We start from the raw sequence: 15,990 nt of genomic DNA on the forward strand, positions 1-15,990 counted from the left end.
GCCGCTTTAATTAGCGGCTACGTGAATTATTTCCACGATAAATCTCTTCGAACTAACGACATCCCCTGTCGTTGTGTATAGAATATTCCCCCGAAGTTTAAGGTTGGCCCTGCAAGGGTGCCACGGCACACGAAACCGCGTTGGTTTTCTCAGGTCGGTTTCGTGTGCTGCATTTTTGACGCATTCATTTATTGGTATCGCATGAACCCCATCGTAATTAATCGGCTTCAACGGAAGCTGGGCTACACTTTTCATCATCAGGAGTTGTTGCAACAGGCATTAACCCACCGCAGTGCCAGCAGCAAACATAATGAGCGTCTCGAGTTTTTAGGCGACTCTATTTTAAGTTTCGTGATTGCGAATGCGCTTTATCATCGTTTCCCGCGTGTGGACGAGGGTGATATGAGCCGCATGCGTGCCACGCTGGTTCGGGGTAATACCCTTGCGGAAATCGCTCGCGAATTTGAGCTGGGCGAATGTCTGCGTCTTGGACCGGGTGAACTGAAAAGCGGCGGCTTCCGTCGTGAATCTATTCTTGCCGATACGGTCGAAGCATTAATTGGTGGTGTGTTCCTGGACAGCGATATCCAGACCGTAGAAAAGCTGATCCTGAACTGGTATCAGACCCGTCTGGACGAAATCAGCCCGGGCGATAAACAAAAAGATCCGAAAACGCGTCTGCAGGAATATTTGCAGGGTCGTCATCTGCCGCTGCCGTCTTATCTGGTGGTGCAGGTGCGTGGCGAAGCGCACGATCAGGAATTTACCATCCATTGCCAGGTCAGTGGCCTGAGTGAACCGGTGGTGGGCACAGGTTCAAGCCGTCGTAAGGCTGAACAGGCTGCCGCCGAACAGGCGTTAAAAATGCTGGAGCTGGAATGAGCGAAGATAAAACCTATTGCGGATTTATTGCCATCGTCGGACGTCCGAACGTTGGCAAATCCACCCTGCTGAATAATCTGCTTGGGCAGAAGATTTCAATCACCTCGCGTAAGGCGCAGACCACGCGTCACCGCATCGTCGGCATCCATACTGAAGGCGCGTATCAGGCGATCTACGTCGATACCCCCGGCCTGCACATGGAAGAGAAGCGTGCCATCAACCGACTGATGAACAAGGCGGCGAGCAGCTCGATCGGCGACGTAGAGCTGGTGATTTTCGTTGTGGAAGGCACCCGCTGGACGCCGGACGACGAGATGGTGCTGAACAAGCTGCGTGACGGCAAAACGCCGGTCATCCTCGCGGTCAACAAAGTGGATAACGTGCAGGAAAAGGCCGACCTGCTGCCGCATCTGCAGTGGCTCGGTAGCCAGATGAACTTCCTTGATATCGTTCCGCTGTCTGCTGAGACCGGCCTGAACGTGGATACCATCGCGGGCATCGTGCGGAAGCATCTGCCGGAAGCGATTCATCACTTCCCGGAAGACTACATCACCGATCGCTCTCAGCGCTTTATGGCGTCTGAAATCATCCGTGAAAAGCTGATGCGTTTCCTGGGCGCTGAGCTGCCGTACTCCGTAACGGTAGAGATCGAGCGTTTCCAGACCAACGAGCGCGGTGGCTACGATATCAACGGCCTGATCCTCGTTGAGCGCGAAGGGCAGAAGAAGATGGTTATCGGCAACAAAGGGGCCAAGATCAAAACCATCGGTATCGAAGCCCGTAAGGACATGATGGAAATGTTCGAAGCGCCGGTTCACCTCGAACTGTGGGTGAAAGTGAAATCTGGCTGGGCCGATGATGAGCGTGCTCTGCGCAGCCTCGGTTACGGCGAAGACCAGTAACATAAGACGACGAGCATATGGATGGATGGCAGCGCGCCTTTGTCCTGCATAGTCGTCCCTGGAGCGAAACCAGCCTCATGCTGGACGTCTTCACGGAAGAGTCGGGCCGCGTGCGCCTTGTTGCGAAAGGCGCACGTTCCAAACGTTCTAACCTGAAAGGTGCCCTACAGCCTTTCACGCCGCTGCTGGTACGCTTCGGTGGGCGAGGGGAAGTGAAAACCCTGCGCAGTGCCGAAGCCGTCTCCCTGGCGCTTCCTCTTTCCGGCATCACACTCTACAGCGGTCTGTATGTCAACGAACTCATCTCACGCGTTCTTGAACATGAGACCCGCTTCTCTGAACTTTTCTTCGATTATCTGCACTGTATCCAGTCGCTGGCTGGCGCAACCGGCACGCCCGAACCCGCATTGCGTCGTTTTGAACTGGCGCTGCTGGGCCACCTCGGATACGGCGTAGATTTTCTGCACTGCGCGGGCAGCGGTGATGAGATAGAAGACACCATGACCTACCGCTACCGCGAAGAAAAGGGCTTCATTGCCAGTATCGTGATAGACAACAGCACCTTTACCGGGCGCCAGCTCCGGGCGCTGTATGAGCGCGAGTTTCCCGATCTGGACACCCTGCGCGCAGCAAAACGCTTTACCCGGATTGCCCTCAAGCAGTATCTTGGCGGCAAGCCCTTAAAGAGCCGCGAATTATTCAGGCAATTTGTGCCGAAACGTTAACGTTTTACCCCTCACCCCAGCCCTCTCCCGGAGGGAGAGGGGGAAGAGAAATGAACCAAAATACCGAGGATTGTCATGGCTGAATTACTGTTAGGCGTCAACATCGACCACATCGCCACGCTGCGTAACGCGCGCGGCACGGCGTATCCCGATCCGGTTCAGGCGGCATTTATCGCTGAACAGGCTGGCGCCGACGGCATTACCGTTCACCTGCGTGAAGACCGTCGCCATATCACCGATCGCGACGTGCGCATTCTGCGCCAGACGCTGGACACCCGTATGAATCTGGAGATGGCAGTCACCGAAGAGATGCTGGCGATTGCCTGCGAGACCCAGCCGCATTTCTGCTGCCTGGTGCCGGAAAAACGCCAGGAAGTGACCACCGAAGGCGGTCTGGACGTGGCCGGTCAGCTCGACAAAATGCGCGACGCCTGCAAGCGCCTGGCGGATGCCGGTATCCTGGTTTCTCTGTTTATCGACGCCGATTTCGCCCAGATTAAAGCGGCGGCCGACGTGGGCGCACCGTATATCGAAATCCACACCGGCTGCTATGCCGATGCCAAAAACGATGCCGAACAGGCCAAAGAGCTGGAGCGTATCGCTAAAGCGGCCACGTACGCCTCAAGCCTGGGACTGAAGGTTAACGCCGGTCACGGCCTGACCTACCACAACGTGAAGGCCATTGCCGCCCTGCCGGAAATGCACGAGCTGAACATCGGCCACGCCATCATTGGCCGTGCGGTGATGAGCGGTCTGAAAGAGGCGGTCTCTGAGATGAAACGCCTGATGCAGGAAGCGCGTCAGTAATGGCTATCCTGGGCTTAGGCACCGATATCGTTGAAATAGCCCGCATTGAAGCGGTGATCGCCCGTAGCGGCGATCGCCTCGCAAGACGCGTGCTGAGCGATAACGAGTGGGCCATCTGGGAAGCGCATCAGCAGCCGGTGCGTTTTCTGGCAAAGCGCTTTGCGGTAAAAGAGGCTGCGGCCAAAGCCTTCGGGACCGGCATTCGTAACGGCCTGGCGTTTAATCAGTTCGAAGTGTTTAACGATGAGCTGGGCAAACCGAGCCTGCGTCTGTGGGGTGAAGCGCAAAAGCTGGCGGAAAAGCTGGGGGTGAATCATATGCACGTGACGATCGCGGATGAACGTCACTATGCCAGCGCGACGGTGATCATCGAAAGTTAAAGTTTGTCCGCGTGGTGCATCAGGACAAACTTATCCCATAGCTGCTCTTCGCTCTCGACGTGGGCCGGATCCTTCAGGATGGTATTCGGGATCGGGCACACCTTCTGGCAGGTCGGCGTTTCATAGTGGCCGATGCATTCCGTGCAGCGGTCGCTGTTAATCTCATAGATGCTGTCGCCCATCGAAATCGCCTGGTTCGGGCATTCGGGCTCGCACATATCGCAATTAATGCATTTTTTGGTAATTAACAGCGCCATCAGGAAATTCTCAGAAACAACACAAACCGGGCGGGCATTATACGCGTCAAACCAGTTTCTTTACCAGTTCTTCGCTGTGGCGAATGCGCTCGGGCGCGCGCTCCAGATCCTGCTGCACCAGCGCCATAAACAGCAGGTCCGTCAGCATCATTTGCGCGCTGGTGGACGAGATAGCCGCGCTGCGCGTGGCCTGTTCTTCGGCAATAGTATATAAACAGCGCGTTGCCCGCTGCTGGAGGGCATTCGGCGTAAAACCGGTGATCGCCAGAATTTTACCGCCGACGCGCAGCGCTTCATCGGTTGCCATGTTGATTTCACGGCGCTCGCCGGAGTAAGAGATGGCCAGCAGCAGATCGTCAGGATCCATTGCCTGTACGGTCGCCAGCAGGGCGTGCATATCCTGCTCGACGATGGCGTTAAGCCCAATTTTAGTCAGCTTCCAGCCAAAGTTACGCGCCACAAGTCCGGACGCCCCGATACCGGTCAGGATGATTCGCCGCGCGCCGCGCAGCATCGCCACGCTCTCCAGCAGCTTCTCTTCGGTGTTCACATCAAGCGTCGCGTGCATAGCCGCCACGTTCTCTTTGATCAGCTTTTCGCCAACCAGCCGCATCGGGTCATCGCCGCGGATCTGATTATGCACCGGCATTGACTGCGGGTTGGGGTTGCTCACCAGCGCTTCGCTGATCGCCAGCTTGAGGGCGGGGAACCCCTTAAAGCCAATCTTCTGGGCAAACTTCACCACGCTGGACTGGCTCACGCCGGCTTCACTCGCCAGCTGCTGCGAGCTGAGATGGCGCGCGCGATCGGGTTGAGAAAGCAGAAAATCCGCCAGCTTCTTGTCGCTTTGGGCAAAGCCTGCGTAGCGCTGGCGAATGCGAATTAAACAGTTCATAGGGTCTCCTGGCGAAAATGTGATTATCTGCGCAAATACGAATTTTGCTCGCCTGAATGAATTTTATATTCCATTATAGTGTGATTATTATGAATTAAAAATTCTTGAGGTACAAAAATGAATCTTGGCTCACTTGTTTCTGAAACGCGTAACCCGCAAACCATGGATCTGGATGCACTCTCCACCCTGGAGCTGGTTAACCGCTTTAATCAACAGGATACGCTGGTCGCGCAGGCTGTGAAAGAGACATTACCCGAGGTGGCGAAAGCGGTCGATGCGGCGGCGGAAGCCCTCAAGGCCGGCGGTCGCATTATCTACATGGGGGCGGGCACCAGCGGGCGTCTTGGGGTGCTGGATGCGTCAGAATGTCCGCCCACCTTTGGGGTGCCGCACGGTCTGGTCGTTGGGCTGATTGCCGGTGGACCCGGTGCGCTGCTGAAAGCCGTTGAAGGAGCGGAAGACAATGCACAGCTGGGTGAGGATGACCTGAAGGAGCTGAATCTGACCGAGAAGGATCTGGTGGTCGGGCTGGCGGCATCCGGGCGCACCCCGTACGTCATTGGCGGGCTGGAATACGCCAACCTGACGGGCTGCACGACGGTCGCCATCTCCTGTAACCCTGGCTCACCGATTGCGCAGGTGGCCGCTATTGCTATCTCTCCGGTTGTCGGGCCGGAAGCGCTCACCGGCTCCACGCGCCTGAAATCCGGGACCGCGCAAAAGCTGGTGCTCAATATGATCTCCACCGGCGCGATGGTGAAGTTCGGCAAGGTTTATCAGAACCTGATGGTGGATATGCAGGCCACCAACGTCAAGCTGGTGGACAGAGCCTGCCGCATGGTGATGGAGGCGACAGGCGCAGGCCGTGAAGAGGCAGAAGCGGTACTCAAGCAGACCGATCACGATGTTAAACCGGCCATTCTGATGATCCTGAGCGGGCTGGATGCGGCGGCCGCGAGAGCCAAACTCGATGCGCATAGCGGCTTCTTACGGGCGGCATTAGAAAACTAACAGAGGCGTCTATGGACAAAACAGCAGCGCTCGCCAGCGATATCCTGCAGGGAATCGGTGGGGAAAAAAACATTCAGCGTCTCGAAAACTGCATGACGCGCGTGCGCGTCGAGGTGCATAACGACGACCAACTCGACGTGCCGCGCCTGAAGCAGCTGTCCGGCGTCAGCGGCTACGTTAAACAGGGGCAGCAGCATCAGCTGATCGTCGGGCCGGGGAAAGCGGCGCAGGTTGTTGATGCCATGCGTGCGCTGATGGGCGTAAGCGCGAGCGCGTCGATTGACGATGCGGAGCGCACCAAAGCGCAGGCAAAGGCCAAATACAAAGCCCCCATGAGCGATGCGCTGCGTCAGCTGGCAAACGTCTTTATTCCGCTGATCCCGGCGTTTATTGCCTCCGGCCTGATCACCGGGATCATCAATATCCTCAAGCGACCGGATATTGTGGGGGATTTCGCCACGCACTATCCGAACCTGCTGGGGATTCTGGGGATCTTCGGCAGCGCTGTTTTCGCCATTATGAACATTCTGGTCGGGGTGAATACCGCGAAGGTGTTTGGCGGATCGCTGGCCATGGGCGGGGTCATGGCGGGCATCTTGTCCAGCCCGCAGCTGGCGCAGATCACGTTGTTTGGCGAGGCGCTCCAGCCCGGGCGCGGCGGGGTAATCGCCGTGCTGCTGGTGGTCATCCTGATGTGCTGGATCGAGAAAAGGCTGCGCGCGGTTCTGCCTGGCTCGATCGAGCTTATTCTCAACCCGCTGTTGACCACGCTGATTACCGGTAGCGTAGCGATTGTGGCCCTCCAGCCGCTAGGCGGATGGATCTCTGAAGCCATCGCTCACGGCGCGTCTCTGGCTATTGACCGCGGCGGCCTGCTGGTGGGAGCGGTGCTGTCAGGTACCTTCCTGCCGCTGGTGCTGACCGGCCTGCACCAGGGGCTGGTGCCGATCCACGTCGAGCTTGTGCAGGCGCACGGCTATAACGCGCTGCTGCCTATCCTGTCGATGGCGGGAGTGGGGCAGGTCGGCGCGGCGATTGCCGTACTGATGAAAACCCGCAACGCGCGTCTGAAAAAAATGATTAAAGGCGCGCTCCCGGTAGGACTGCTCGGCATTGGCGAGCCGCTGATTTTCGGCGTTACGCTGCCGCTGGGTAAACCGTTCCTCGCCGCCTGTCTGGGCGGCGCGGTAGGCGGGGCGCTGATCAGCTACTGGAAAGTCGCTACCGTTATCACCTTTGGGCTCTCCGGTTTACCGCTGGCATTAACCATCGTGACCGGAAAAGTGATGCTCTATCTGTTAGGCTATTTAGTAGCGGTGATCGCCGGGTTCCTGTTTACCTGGCTGTTAGGTTTCAACGACCCAGAGGAGTAAGGTTTGGCAAATCACGCGCGTCGCGTTGTCTTTTTCGACCTGGATGGAACGCTGCATCAGCAGGATATGTTTGGCACGTTTATGCGTTACCTGCTGCGGCGTCAGCCTTTGAATGCGCTGCTCGTGCTGCCGCTCTTACCGGTTATCGGGATCGCGCTGCTGGTCAAAGGCCGGGCAGCGCGATGGCCGATGAGTCTGCTGCTGTGGGGATGTACCTTTGGGCACAGCGAAGCGCGGCTTAAGCAGCTCGAAAAGGATTTTGCGCACTGGTTTCGCGGCCACGTCGCCGCCTTTCCGGTGGTGCAGGCGCGCCTGACCAGCTACCTCGACGCGAATGATGCCGACATCTGGCTGATTACCGGCTCCCCGCAGACGCTGGTGGAGCAGGTCTACTTTGATACCCCCTGGCTTCCGCGCGTGAATCTTATCGCCACGCAAATTGCCCGCGGTTACGGCGGCTGGGTGCTGACCCTGCGCTGCCTGGGGCATGAAAAAGTGGTCCAGCTGGAGAAACGCATCGGTACGCCGCTGCGCCTGTACAGCGGCTACAGCGACAGCAAGCAGGACAACCCGCTGCTCTATTTTTGCCAGCACCGCTGGCGCGTCACGCCATCAGGCGAACTTCAGCAACTCGAATAGGCTTATCCATAATGGGCGTGTATAATGCCGCCCGCTTTTCGACTGGAGTATCAGCCTTTGTCCAACCCTGAACACAATCATGAATACTGGATGCGCCACGCGCTGACGCTGGCTCAACGCGCCTGGGACGAGGGCGAAGTGCCCGTGGGCGCGGTGCTGGTTCATAACAACCAGGTGATTGGCGAAGGGTGGAACCGTCCTATTGGCCGCCACGATCCTACTGCGCATGCCGAAATTATGGCGCTTCGCCAGGGCGGTCTGGTTCTGCAAAACTATCGCCTGCTTGATACCACGCTGTATGTGACGCTGGAGCCGTGCGTGATGTGCTCCGGCGCGATGGTGCACAGCCGGATCGGGACTCTGGTTTTCGGCGCGCGGGATGAAAAAACCGGTGCGGCCGGTTCGCTGATGGACGTGCTGGGTCACCCGGGTATGAACCACCAGGTGAAGACTATCGGTGGGGTGCTTGCACCAGAGTGTTCGGGGCTATTAAGCGATTTCTTTCGAATGCGCCGTCAGCAGAAAAAGCAGCAAAAGGCAGAACTGAAGCTGTTGGGCAATTAAGCTCGTCCGGCGCTACGACAGGGTAACTTTGAGCCAGCTGTTTGGCCTCCGTCGCCTCTTTCTCTTTCTCCAGCAGATACCCGACCAGGCTGATCTGATATTTACGGATGTTTTCCACGTAGGCGTAGGCTTCATGTCCGCGCGCGTAGCCGTATGTCAGCTTGTTATACCATGGCTTCTGGCTCAGCAGCGGCAGGCGCTGCTTAACGTCTGACCAGCTGTCCGGATTGCCTTTCGTTTTGGCCGTCAACGCTCGTGCATCAAGCATATGCGCATAGCCCATATTGTAGGCCGCCAGCGCAAACCAGATCCGCTCTTCTTCCGGCACCGTTTCCGGTACTTTAGCCATCATGTCCTGCAGGTATCGCGCGCCGCCGCTGATGCTCTGTTCGGCATCGGTACGATCGTTCACGCCCAGGCTCAGCGCGGTATTTTTGGTTAACATCATCAAACCACGTACGCCCGTGGGTGAGGTGGCCTGGGTGTCCCAGTGGGATTCCTGATACGAAATAGCCGCCAGCAGCTTCCAGTCAATCTCCTGGGCGTATTTTTCGAACAGCGGCTGCAGGTCCGGCAGGACGCTGTCTACCGCGCGCAGGAAGCTGCGGGTGTCAACGTAGTCAAAGTCATCGCCGTGCCCGAGGTACTTTTCCTCCAGACGCGCCAGGGTACCGTCTTCATTGATGGTGTTGAAGAAATCAAGCATCGCGGCAGAAAAGGTCTGGTCGTCATCAAGCTGGCTAAACCAGGTCACGGGCTGCTCGTCGGTGACGTCCAGCGCCACGGCGATTTCAGGATGCACCCGCTGAAACAGGCTGATCGCGACCGAATCGGCGATGGTGTAGGGCACCTTCTGATCTTTTACCTGCTCCAGCAGCTCCGTCGTGCCGAGTTTCGGATCCACCGTCCAGCTCAGGTCGGGATATTTCTTCTCCTTAAGCTCCCGCAGATCGTCAATCACCACGTGGCCGGGCGCAATCGTCAGCTGCCGATCGTTAATCGTGGACAGCGAGCGCGGGCGCAGGCTCCCGACGCGGTAAACCAGCTGCTGAGAAACGGAGTAGTAGGTCGGGCCTGGCTGGTAGTTCTTACTGCGCTCGCTGTTATACACCAGCCCGGCGGCGAGCATATCGGCATCGTCGTTATCGAGGTCGTCAAACAGCTGGTTGATATTCTGGCGGACGGTGATTTTAAGCTTCACGCCAAGATAATCGGCGAACTGTTGTGCCAGTTCATAATCCAGGCCAATGATTTTGCCGTTGACGTCGCTGTAAATCAGCGGCGAGTTGAGGGTACTGACGCGCAATTCCCCCCGCTCCTGAATGGCGGCGATACGGTTTTCGGCTTTGCCGAACCAGGGGATGGAAGGCCAGAGGGCCACTGCCAGCAGCAACGTTACAATGCCGATGAGCAGATAATTAATCTTTAATTTTTTCAATTAGTTAATTCTCTGCGACGCCGGTTGCCTCAGTCTGCTGTAGCCATGTTAATCATAAGGTTTGCCATTGAATGAGCGGCATTTTGCGTAAACTTGCGCCACTTGGCAACCAATTAGAGAGACAGGTCACATCTATTGTTAAATCTCTGTGCAAATTTTATTTCGACGCAAACGGTTTCGTCGGCGCTCAGGATTCTCTATAATGACGCCCGTTTTCCCCCCTTGCGCACACTGTAAGCGCCCCGGCGCTTCGAAGACGAGAGACTTATGATGGAAATTCTGCGTGGTTCGCCTGCACTGTCTGCCTTCCGTATCACTAAACTGCTGGCACGTTTTCAGGCGGCCGACCTTCCGGTAAGCAATATTTACGCTGAGTATGTCCATTTTGCTGACCTGAATGCCCCCCTGAATGCAGAGGAGCGCGTACAGCTGGAACGCCTGCTCAAGTATGGTCCAAGCCTGAGCAGCCATACGCCAACCGGCAAACTGATCCTTGCTACGCCTCGTCCGGGCACCATCTCCCCCTGGTCTTCCAAAGCCACCGATATCGCCCACAACTGTGGCCTGAACCAGATTAACCGTCTGGAACGCGGCGTGGCGTACTACGTGGAAGCCTCTACCCTGAGCGACGCGCAGTGGCAGGCGGTTGCGGCTGAACTGCACGATCGCATGATGGAGAGCGTATTTACCTCTCTCGATGACGCGCAGAAGCTTTTCTCTCACCATCAGCCTGCGCCGGTACAGAGCGTAGACCTGCTGGGGCAGGGCCGTCAGGCGCTGATTGACGCCAACCTGCGTCTCGGCCTGGCGCTGGCAGAAGACGAAATCGACTACCTGCAGGATGCGTTTGTTAAGCTCAACCGTAACCCGAACGACATCGAACTTTACATGTTCGCGCAGGCTAACTCTGAGCACTGCCGCCACAAGATTTTCAACGCCGACTGGATTATTGACGGCGAACAGCAGCCGAAGTCGCTGTTCAAAATGATCAAAAACACCATGGAGCAAACCCCTGACCACGTGCTGTCTGCCTATAAAGACAACGCCGCGGTAATGGAAGGTTCCGAGGTGGGCCGCTTCTTCGCCGATCGCGAAGCAGGGCGCTATGACTTCCATCAGGAGCCCGCGCATATCCTGATGAAAGTGGAAACCCACAACCACCCGACGGCGATCTCCCCGTGGCCGGGTGCGGCGACCGGCTCCGGCGGTGAAATCCGCGATGAAGGTGCGACCGGTCGTGGCGCTAAACCTAAAGCGGGTCTGGTCGGTTTCTCCGTCTCCAACCTGCGTATCCCGGGCTTTGAGCAGCCGTGGGAAGAAGATTTCGGCAAGCCAGAGCGCATCGTGACCGCCCTGGATATCATGACCGAAGGCCCGCTGGGCGGCGCGGCGTTTAACAACGAATTTGGTCGTCCGGCGCTGAACGGTTACTTCCGTACCTATGAAGAGAAAGTGGACAGCCACAACGGCGAAGAGCTGCGCGGCTACCACAAGCCGATCATGCTGGCGGGCGGGATCGGCAACATCCGTGCCGATCACGTGCAGAAAGGCGAGATCGTCGTCGGCGCGAAGCTGATCGTACTGGGCGGCCCGGCGATGAACATCGGTCTGGGCGGCGGCGCAGCCTCTTCTATGGCCTCCGGCCAGTCTGATGCGGATCTCGACTTCGCCTCCGTGCAGCGCGACAACCCTGAGATGGAGCGCCGCTGCCAGGAAGTGATCGACCGCTGCTGGCAGCTGGGCGACGCCAACCCGATCCTCTTCATCCACGACGTGGGCGCGGGCGGTCTGTCCAACGCCATGCCGGAGCTGGTGAGCGACGGTGGCCGCGGCGGGCGCTTCAACCTGCGCGACATCCTGAGCGATGAGCCGGGCATGAGCCCGCTGGAAATCTGGTGTAACGAATCCCAGGAGCGCTACGTGCTGGCGGTTGCTGCCGACCAGCTGCCGCTGTTTGACGAGCTGTGCCGCCGCGAGCGCGCGCCGTATGCCGTCATCGGTGAAGCGACCGAAGAGCAGCACCTTTCCTTAAGCGACACCCACTTTGACAACCAGCCGATCGATCTGCCGCTCGACGTTCTGCTCGGTAAAACGCCGAAGATGACCCGCGACGTAACCACCCGCAAAGCGGCCGGCAAAGCGCTCGATCGCCAGGGCATCACCGTGGCAGAAGCGGTAAACCGCGTGCTGCACCTGCCTGCTGTGGCAGAGAAAACTTTCCTGGTGACCATCGGCGACCGCACCGTGACCGGTATGGTATCGCGCGACCAGATGGTCGGCCCGTGGCAGATCCCGGTCGCGAACTGCGCCGTGACCACCGCGAGCCTCGACAGCTACTACGGCGAAGCGATGGCTCTCGGCGAACGCACCCCGGTGGCGCTGCTGGACTTCGCGGCCTCTGCCCGTCTGGCGGTCGGTGAAGCGCTGACCAACATCGCCGCGACGCAGATTGGCGATATCAAACGTATCAAGCTCTCCGCCAACTGGATGGCCGCTGCCGGCCACCCTGGCGAAGATGCTGGCCTGTATGAAGCCGTGAAAGCGGTGGGCGAGGAGCTGTGTCCTGCCCTCGGCCTGACCATTCCGGTGGGCAAAGACTCCATGTCGATGAAAACCCGCTGGCAGGAAGGCAACGAACAGCGCGAGATGACCTCTCCGCTGTCGCTGGTGATCACCGCGTTTGCCCGCGTGGAAGACGTGCGTCACACCGTTACGCCGCAGCTTGCGACCGAAGACAACGCCCTGCTGCTGATTGACTTGGGTAAAGGTCACAACGCGCTGGGTGCTACCGCGCTGGCGCAGGTTTACCGCCAGCTCGGCGATAAGCCAGCCGACGTGCGTGACGTGGCGCAGCTGAAAGGCTTCTACGACGCGATTCAGGCGCTGGTGGCGCAGCGTAAGCTGCTGGCCTACCACGACCGTTCCGACGGTGGCCTGCTGGTGACCCTGGCAGAGATGGCCTTCACCGGCCACTGCGGCGTGGAAGCGAACATTGCGACGCTGGGCGAAGACCGTCTGGCGGCGCTGTTCAACGAAGAGCTGGGCGCCGTGATTCAGGTGCGTGCGGCAGATCGCGACGCGGTTGAAGCGATTCTGGCGAAGCATGGTCTGGCAGACTGCGTGCACTATCTGGGCAAAGCCGTTCAGGGCGACCGCTTCGTCATTGAAGCAGACGGTCACGCCGTGTTCAGCGAAAGCCGCACCACGCTGCGCATGTGGTGGGCAGAAACCACCTGGCAGATGCAGCGCCTGCGTGACAACCCGGAATGTGCCGATCAGGAGCATAACGCGAAAGCGAATGACCAGGATCCAGGCCTGAACGTGAAGCTCTCCTTCGACATCAACGAAGACATCGCCGCGCCGTACATAGCGACGGGTGCGCGTCCAAAAGTGGCCGTGCTGCGCGAGCAGGGCGTCAACTCCCACGTTGAGATGGCGGCCGCCTTCCACCGCGCGGGCTTTGACGCTATCGACGTCCACATGAGCGACCTGCTGGCCGGGCGTACCGGTCTGGAAGATTTCCAGGCGCTGGTGGCGTGCGGCGGCTTCTCCTACGGCGACGTGCTGGGCGCGGGCGAAGGCTGGGCGAAGTCCATCCTGTTCAACAGCCGCGTGCGCGACGAGTTCGAAACCTTCTTCCACCGTCCGCAGACCCTGGCGCTGGGCGTGTGTAACGGCTGCCAGATGATGTCTAACCTGCGCGAGCTGATCCCGGGCAGCGAAGCCTGGCCGCGCTTTGTGCGCAACCAGTCTGACCGCTTCGAGGCGCGCTTCAGCCTGGTGGAAGTGACCCAAAGCCCGTCTCTGCTGCTGCAGGGAATGGTCGGTTCACAGATGCCAATCGCCGTTTCCCACGGTGAAGGACAGGTAGAAGTGCGCGACGCTGCGCATCTGGCTCAGCTGGAGAGCAAAGGCCTGGTAGCGCTGCGCTTTGTCGATAACTTCGGCAAGGTGACGGAAACCTATCCGGCTAACCCGAACGGCTCCGCCAACGGTATTACGGCAGTGACCAGCGAAAGCGGTCGCGCGACCATCATGATGCCGCACCCGGAACGCGTATTCCGTACCGTGAGCAACTCCTGGCACCCGGAAAACTGGGGCGAGGACAGCCCGTGGATGCGTATCTTCCGCAACGCGCGTAAGCAGCTGGGTTAAGTTTTAGCCCCACCCCCTTCCAGGCCCGGTAAGCGAAAGCTTGACCGGGCTTTTTTATTTGTGTCGCAATTACGCGACAGACCCGCAACATGGCTGTCTCCAAATGGAGACACTTAACTCTTTGATTTATATATGTCAGATAAGGTTCCCCTTAAGGTGTTGCTGAATAGCGACACTTAGCCTGAAAATCATTCAACCGATAATTAACGTGATAAACGAGTAAAAACCATATATTTCAATGTGTTAATATTTTGTTTTGCATTTTGGCACGGGTGTTGCATAATATTAACCAGTGGCTCATTCACCTTCTTATGTCAGCCCCTTCGGGACGCGCTACATAAACTTCGAATGACGCACAAAAAGGTGCCTGCCGTCCAACTACTGATCATAGCGATGCTTTATCAGGCCAGGGCGAAACGTCGAGTTAGGCACCGCCTCATTCCATGACAAAGCCGGGTTTTTACCCGGCTTTGTTGTATCTGAAGGGCAGACTCAGTTACGCTCTGCGTAAACCCCCATTAAGAGAGTAATGCGTTGAAACGCTGGCCCGTTTTCCCCCGCTCCCTGCGGCAGCTCGTCATGATGGCCTTCCTGCTGATCCTGCTGCCGCTGCTGATCCTTGCCTGGCAGGCGTGGCAAAGCCTGAACGCGTTGAGCGCGCAGGCGGCTTTGACCAACCGTACGACGCTTATCGACGCCAGACGCAGTGAAGCGATGACCAACGCCGCTTTGGAGATGGAGCGCAGCTATCGTCAGTATTGCGTGCTTGACGATCGGACGCTGGAAAAGGTTTATCAGAGCCAGCGTAAACGCTACAGCGAAATGCTGGACGCTCACGCGGGGGTCTTACCTGATGACAAGCTCTATCAGGCGTTGCGTCAGGATTTGAACGATCTCGCGCAGCTGCAGTGCAGCAACAGCGGCCCGGATGCCGTTGCCGCCGCGCGCCTCGAAGCTTTTGCCAGCGCCAACACCGAGATGGTGCAGTCTACGCGCGCGGTGATTTTCTCTCGCGGCCAGCAGCTCCAGCAGGAGATTGCCGAGCGCGGCCAGTTTTTCGGCTGGCAGGCGCTGGTGCTGTTCCTGGTGAGCCTCGGGCTGGTACTGCTCTTTACCCGCATGATCATCGGCCCGGTGAAGGGCATTCAGCGTATGATCAACCGTCTGGGGGAGGGGAAATCGCTCGGGGATACGGTCGCCTTTAAAGGTCCCCGCGAGCTGCGATCCGTAGGCCAGCGCATTATCTGGCTGTCCGAGCGCCTGGCGTGGCTCGAATCACAGCGCCATCAGTTCCTGCGTCATATCTCTCATGAGCTTAAAACGCCGCTGGCCAGCATGCGCGAAGGGACGGAGCTGCTGGCGGACGAAGTGGCCGGGCCCCTTACGCCAGAACAGAAAGAAATTGTCGAGATCCTGGATAACAGCAGCCGCAATCTGCAAAAGCTGATTGAGCAACTGCTGGATTACAACCGCAAGCTGGCTGACGGGGCGGTTGAACTGGAAAACGTTGAGATTGAGCCGCTGGTGGATATGGTGATCTCCGCCCACAGCTTGCCAGCAAGAGCTAAAATGATGCATACCGGCGTCGAGCTGAATGCGCCTGCGTGCCTGGCTGAACCCATGCTGCTGATGAGCGTTCTGGATAATCTTTACTCCAATGCGGTGCACTATGGTACTGAATCCGGTAACATTTATATCCGAAGTAATACGAATGGTTCACGGGTGTTTATTGACGTCGCAAACACCGGCACCCCGATCCCCGATGACGAAAAAACCATGATCTTCGAACCCTTTTTCCAGGGAAGTCATCAGCGGAAAGGCGCGGTTAAAGGAAGCGGTCTGGGCTTGAGCATCGCCCGGGACTGCATACGACGCATGCAGGGTGAGCTAAACATTGCCGCGGACGAACGTTCAGATGTTTGCTTCCGTATCGAACTGCCCGTGAGCCGGAAAAATCAATAA

Annotated in this window: 14 protein-coding genes; 11 read left to right on the plus strand and 3 right to left on the minus strand. The window is 58.0% G+C overall.

What is annotated here, in order from left to right:
* Positions 1-201: 201 nt before the first annotated feature.
* The 5 genes from rnc to acpS all read left to right on the plus strand — a co-directional run bounded on the left by rnc (position 202) and on the right by acpS (position 3,696).
* Positions 202-882: a ribonuclease III gene (gene rnc, locus HCH49_RS00105; RefSeq protein WP_003860711.1), complete on the plus strand. Its 681-nt coding sequence runs from the start codon at positions 202-204 to the stop codon at positions 880-882.
* Entirely contained in the window at positions 879-1,784 is a 906-nt protein-coding gene (era, locus tag HCH49_RS00110; RefSeq protein ID WP_023308847.1) for a GTPase Era, read from the plus strand. Before rnc ends, era begins: the two co-directional genes overlap by 4 nt.
* A 17-nt stretch (positions 1,785-1,801) precedes the next feature.
* Complete coding sequence (gene recO / locus HCH49_RS00115) at positions 1,802-2,509, plus strand: DNA repair protein RecO (protein WP_221701955.1); 708 nt, start codon at positions 1,802-1,804, stop codon at positions 2,507-2,509.
* 75 nt (positions 2,510-2,584) lie between these two features.
* Positions 2,585-3,316, plus strand: coding sequence for a pyridoxine 5'-phosphate synthase (gene pdxJ, locus HCH49_RS00120; RefSeq protein WP_032659491.1), 732 nt, complete (start codon positions 2,585-2,587; stop codon positions 3,314-3,316).
* Complete coding sequence (acpS, locus tag HCH49_RS00125; protein WP_023294331.1) at positions 3,316-3,696, plus strand: holo-ACP synthase; 381 nt, start codon at positions 3,316-3,318, stop codon at positions 3,694-3,696. The genes pdxJ and acpS overlap by 1 nt, the downstream gene beginning before the upstream one ends.
* On the opposite strand, the gene HCH49_RS00130 is transcribed toward acpS, so the two are convergent.
* Together HCH49_RS00130 and HCH49_RS00135 are read right to left on the minus strand one after the other, a co-directional pair.
* Positions 3,693-3,953: a YfhL family 4Fe-4S dicluster ferredoxin gene (locus HCH49_RS00130; RefSeq protein WP_008502177.1), complete on the minus strand. Its 261-nt coding sequence runs from the start codon at positions 3,951-3,953 to the stop codon at positions 3,693-3,695. The genes acpS and HCH49_RS00130 overlap by 4 nt on opposite strands.
* Positions 3,954-3,999: 46 nt before the next feature.
* The gene (locus HCH49_RS00135; RefSeq protein ID WP_023333056.1) at positions 4,000-4,848 is read right to left on the minus strand and encodes a MurR/RpiR family transcriptional regulator; all 849 of its coding nucleotides are present in this window, start codon (positions 4,846-4,848) and stop codon (positions 4,000-4,002) included.
* Between the two features lie 117 nt (positions 4,849-4,965).
* On the opposite strand from HCH49_RS00135, the gene murQ reads away from it, so the two are divergent.
* Genes murQ through tadA form a run of 4 tightly spaced genes read left to right on the plus strand, consistent with a single transcriptional unit; the run spans position 4,966 to position 8,435 of the window.
* Complete coding sequence (murQ, locus tag HCH49_RS00140; protein ID WP_221701956.1) at positions 4,966-5,859, plus strand: N-acetylmuramic acid 6-phosphate etherase; 894 nt, start codon at positions 4,966-4,968, stop codon at positions 5,857-5,859.
* A gap of 11 nt (positions 5,860-5,870) precedes the next feature.
* Positions 5,871-7,232, plus strand: coding sequence for a PTS transporter subunit EIIC (locus tag HCH49_RS00145; RefSeq protein WP_064673773.1), 1,362 nt, complete (start codon positions 5,871-5,873; stop codon positions 7,230-7,232).
* A 3-nt stretch (positions 7,233-7,235) separates the two neighbouring features.
* The gene (gene yfhb, locus HCH49_RS00150) at positions 7,236-7,871 is read left to right on the plus strand and encodes a phosphatidylglycerophosphatase C (RefSeq protein ID WP_039263757.1); all 636 of its coding nucleotides are present in this window, start codon (positions 7,236-7,238) and stop codon (positions 7,869-7,871) included.
* 24 nt (positions 7,872-7,895) lie between these two features.
* Complete coding sequence (tadA, locus tag HCH49_RS00155) at positions 7,896-8,435, plus strand: tRNA adenosine(34) deaminase TadA (RefSeq protein WP_221701957.1); 540 nt, start codon at positions 7,896-7,898, stop codon at positions 8,433-8,435.
* Here the strand turns inward: tadA and mltF are convergent.
* Complete coding sequence (mltF, locus tag HCH49_RS00160; RefSeq protein ID WP_221701958.1) at positions 8,323-9,873, minus strand: membrane-bound lytic murein transglycosylase MltF; 1,551 nt, start codon at positions 9,871-9,873, stop codon at positions 8,323-8,325. The genes tadA and mltF overlap by 113 nt on opposite strands.
* A gap of 267 nt (positions 9,874-10,140) precedes the next feature.
* Here mltF and purL point away from each other — a divergent pair, with 267 nt between their 5' ends.
* Together purL and qseE are read left to right on the plus strand one after the other, a co-directional pair.
* A complete protein-coding gene (purL, locus tag HCH49_RS00165; RefSeq protein ID WP_033146232.1) occupies positions 10,141-14,028 on the plus strand; it encodes a phosphoribosylformylglycinamidine synthase in 3,888 nt (1,295 codons plus the stop codon).
* 534 nt (positions 14,029-14,562) lie between these two features.
* Positions 14,563-15,990, plus strand: a complete 1,428-nt coding sequence (gene qseE, locus HCH49_RS00170) for a two component system sensor histidine kinase QseE/GlrK (RefSeq protein ID WP_221701959.1) — start codon at positions 14,563-14,565, stop codon at positions 15,988-15,990.

It is taken from the genome of Enterobacter sp. Y17 (assembly GCF_019730495.1).
Taxonomy (GTDB): domain Bacteria; phylum Pseudomonadota; class Gammaproteobacteria; order Enterobacterales; family Enterobacteriaceae; genus Enterobacter; species Enterobacter asburiae_B.

Bases quoted from the DNA above. Each gene is read 5' to 3' on its own strand.
- rnc (WP_003860711.1), top strand. From the start codon at position 202: ATGAACCCCATCGTAATTAATCGGCTTCAACGGAAGCTGGGCTACACT.
- era (WP_023308847.1), top strand. From the start codon at position 879: ATGAGCGAAGATAAAACCTATTGCGGATTTATTGCCATCGTCGGACGT.
- recO (WP_221701955.1), top strand. From the start codon at position 1,802: ATGGATGGATGGCAGCGCGCCTTTGTCCTGCATAGTCGTCCCTGGAGC.
- pdxJ (WP_032659491.1), top strand. From the start codon at position 2,585: ATGGCTGAATTACTGTTAGGCGTCAACATCGACCACATCGCCACGCTG.
- acpS (WP_023294331.1), top strand. From the start codon at position 3,316: ATGGCTATCCTGGGCTTAGGCACCGATATCGTTGAAATAGCCCGCATT.
- HCH49_RS00130 (WP_008502177.1), bottom strand. From the start codon at position 3,953: ATGGCGCTGTTAATTACCAAAAAATGCATTAATTGCGATATGTGCGAG.
- HCH49_RS00135 (WP_023333056.1), bottom strand. From the start codon at position 4,848: ATGAACTGTTTAATTCGCATTCGCCAGCGCTACGCAGGCTTTGCCCAA.
- murQ (WP_221701956.1), top strand. From the start codon at position 4,966: ATGAATCTTGGCTCACTTGTTTCTGAAACGCGTAACCCGCAAACCATG.
- HCH49_RS00145 (WP_064673773.1), top strand. From the start codon at position 5,871: ATGGACAAAACAGCAGCGCTCGCCAGCGATATCCTGCAGGGAATCGGT.
- tadA (WP_221701957.1), top strand. From the start codon at position 7,896: ATGCCGCCCGCTTTTCGACTGGAGTATCAGCCTTTGTCCAACCCTGAA.
- purL (WP_033146232.1), top strand. From the start codon at position 10,141: ATGATGGAAATTCTGCGTGGTTCGCCTGCACTGTCTGCCTTCCGTATC.